At 64.1% G+C, this 2,932-nt stretch carries 3 protein-coding genes and 1 pseudogene; 2 read left to right on the forward strand and 2 right to left on the reverse strand.

Annotated features, from left to right (window positions below; translation table 11 throughout):
• Positions 1-1,010: PhoPQ-activated protein PqaA family protein (locus ACIQ42_RS17620; protein ID WP_397423532.1), on the forward strand; the 1,010-nt coding region annotated here is incomplete at its 5' end.
• 55 nt (positions 1,011-1,065) lie between these two features.
• The gene (locus ACIQ42_RS17625; protein WP_397423533.1) at positions 1,066-2,244 is read left to right on the forward strand and encodes a pyridoxal phosphate-dependent aminotransferase; all 1,179 of its coding nucleotides are present in this window, start codon (positions 1,066-1,068) and stop codon (positions 2,242-2,244) included.
• On the opposite strand, the gene ACIQ42_RS17630 is transcribed toward ACIQ42_RS17625, so the two are convergent.
• Positions 2,229-2,501 (reverse strand): DUF1294 domain-containing protein, encoded by a 273-nt coding sequence (locus tag ACIQ42_RS17630; RefSeq protein WP_397423534.1) that lies wholly within the window; start codon positions 2,499-2,501, stop codon positions 2,229-2,231. The two genes, ACIQ42_RS17625 and ACIQ42_RS17630, sit on opposite strands and share 16 nt — an antisense overlap.
• Positions 2,502-2,514: 13 nt before the next feature.
• Positions 2,515-2,932: pseudogene (locus ACIQ42_RS17635) on the reverse strand (hypothetical protein); the annotation flags it as partial.

Consider the following 2,932-nt stretch of genomic DNA (forward strand, 5'->3'; position numbering starts at 1 on the left):
TGACCTTCGCAGACGATCCGTTGCGCAAGGCCCGCGTGGAGGATGAGATCATCGCCTACCTGCAGGCCCGTTACGCGACGACACAGAATCCCGACGACCTCTTGCGCCTGCCCATGGTCAAGAGCGGGACCCAGGCGATGACCGCCGTACAGGATTTCATCAAGGCCGATACCGGCGGCAAGCTGAATATCGACGGTTTCGTGGTGGCGGGCGGCTCCAAGCGCGGCTGGACAACCTGGCTGGTGGGTGCGGTCGACAAGCGGGTCGTGGGCATCGTGCCCATCGTCATCAACGTCCTCAGTGTGAACGACACCGCGATCCACCACTGGCGCGCCCTGGGCTATTTCTCGCCGGCTCTGCAGGACTACGTCGATGCCGGGCTCATACCCGGCCAGATCGGCAAGCCGTCGCTGGAAGGCGTGAACCTGATCGAGGACCCGTTGAATTATCAGGACCGGGCCACGATGAAGATCCCGAAGTACGTGATCAACGCGGTCGGCGACGAGTACTTTCCGCCGGACAACACCCGCTACGGCTATTCCAGAGTGGCCCAGCCCAAGCGGCTCAGGATGATCCCGAACTCCAAGCATTCGACGGCGGGTACGGATATCATGGACAGCATCACCGCCTTTCACGACGCTATTCTGAACGAGCGCGCCATGCCGGACTATGCCTGGAAGGTGCGCGCCGACGGCGCCATTGTCGTGACGCCAAAAGGCAAACCCGCAGAGGTGCTGCTGTGGCAGGGGACCAACGCCAAGGATCGCGACTTCCGGGTCGATACGATCGGCAAGGCCTTCACCAGCACACCCTTGACCGCTCAGCCCGATGGAACCTTCGTCGGCAACGTTCCCAGGCCTGCCAGCGGTTACACCGCCTATTTCGTGGAACTGGTCTACCCGAGCGGAGGCAAGTATCCGCTCAAGTTCACCACCGAAGTCTCGGTTAAGCCGGACGTACTGCCCTATCGCTGGGAAGACGCCCGGCCCATCACGGCGCCTCCGAAATAGCCTATGACATAACAGGACCGAATTGCGCGGGCGGACTGTTTGCGCCGCCTGCGGCTTGGCCTATGTCAGGACGATGTTCGCCCCAACGCCGCGCCAGGAGGTCCAGGATCTCCGGCTGTCCAGGATACGTGAGATCGCCAACGCCGGGCTCGGGCGCAGCGATATCCTGCCGTTCTGGTTCGGTGAGGGGGATCAGGCGACGCCGGCGTTCATTCGCGAAGCGGCTTCGAAGGCGCTACTGGAAGGTCAAACCTTCTATACCCATAACCTGGGCCGCCCTGACCTGCGTCAATCACTCTCGGACTATCTGACGCGTCTCCATGGCGTCCCGATCGGAACCGAACGCCTGGCGATCACCAGCGCCGGGGTGAACGCGATTATGCTGGCCGCCCAGCTTGTGCTGTCTCCCGGTGACCGGACGGTGGTTGTCGGGCCGATCTGGCCCAACGTGGTCGAGATCCCGCGGATCCTGTCGAGCCACGTCGAGGTCGTGCCTCTCGAGGCAGCGCAAGGTCGCTGGCGTCTGGACATCGATCGTCTGATGCGGGCTCTGACGCCGGATACGCGCGCCCTGATCCTGAACTCGCCGAACAATCCGAGCGGCTGGATGCTGCCTGAGGAGGATCGCGCCGCGATCCTGGAGCGTTGTCGTCGGTATGGGATCTGGCTGATCGGCGACGACGTCTATGAACGCCTGACCTTCGAGCGGCCGACAGCGCCGTCGTTTCTGCCAATGGCCACCGATGACGACCGGGTGATTTCCACCAACAGTTTCTCGAAGGCGTGGCGGATGACGGGCTGGCGCCTGGGGTGGATGGTGGTCCCGCCGGCCCTGCTCGAAGGGTTGGGCGTGCTCATCGAGTACAACACCTCCTGTGCGCCGGATTTCGTGCAGGAAGGCGCCAAGGCCGCGCTGGACCATGGCGACGCGATCACGGCGGATGTCCGCCGCGACCTTACAGCCGCAAGAGATCAGGTGATCGGAACCCTCAGCGTCATGCCCGGCGTCGAGGCACCGACGCCGGATGGTGGCTTCTATGCCTTCTTCCGGATGGCTGGCCACGGAGACTCCATGGCGACCTGCAAGTCGCTGATCCAGGAAGTCGGGCTTGGGCTTGCGCCAGGTTCGGCCTTCGGACCGGAGGGGGAGGGCTGGTTTCGCTGGTGCTTCGCGGCGCGCCCGGAGAAGAACGCTGCCGGCCTGGAACGCCTTGCGACCTACCTCGCCCGATAAACGATCACTGCAATCAGGATCAGATGCAGGGCCGCCACGGCCCAGAGCGTGCTGCGGAACGGTTCCTTGCGGGATTTGTGGCGCAACAGCTGCTGGGCGGCGATGGCGCCTACCGTGCCGCCTATCATGGACAGGGTCAGAAGGTAGCGCTCCGGAACCCGCTGGGCGTCTCGCCGGGCGGCCTGTTTATCCAGGGCGAAGGCGCCAAAGGTCACGGCGTTGATGGCCAGAAGATAGAACGCCAGCAAGGTGCTCACGGTCGCTGGGCGTCTATTCCGGCGACGCAGGCTGCGCGGGCTGTGTATTCGACCTCAGGGTCGCGCCCATCAGTTGGGATCGCGCCTCCAGCGAGGCCGCCACCGTCTCGCAACGGGCGGGCAGCGTCCAGCTCATCCACTCCTGGGCCTTGCGGGCCTTGGTGACTTCCGGGCCGGCGCTCCATGTCTGGCGCCCCTGACGGACGGCCAAGGCACCCTGGGCGTTGATAGGACGCATGGAGGCTTTTTCGGCTGAGGTCAGAGCGTCCTGGAACACTTTGAGCTGCGCGCGACCCTCACGCTCCATATCGGCATAGACCTTCAGGTCGTCCGCCAGGCTGCTTCCGGGCCTGCGGAACTGGTTCTCGATACGGGTGACTTCCGGCATCACTTCGGCCTTCATGTCGAGATAGCCCCGAAGCGCGCCGTAA

It is taken from the genome of Phenylobacterium sp. (assembly GCF_044372605.1).
Classification (GTDB): Bacteria; Pseudomonadota; Alphaproteobacteria; order Caulobacterales; family Caulobacteraceae; genus Phenylobacterium.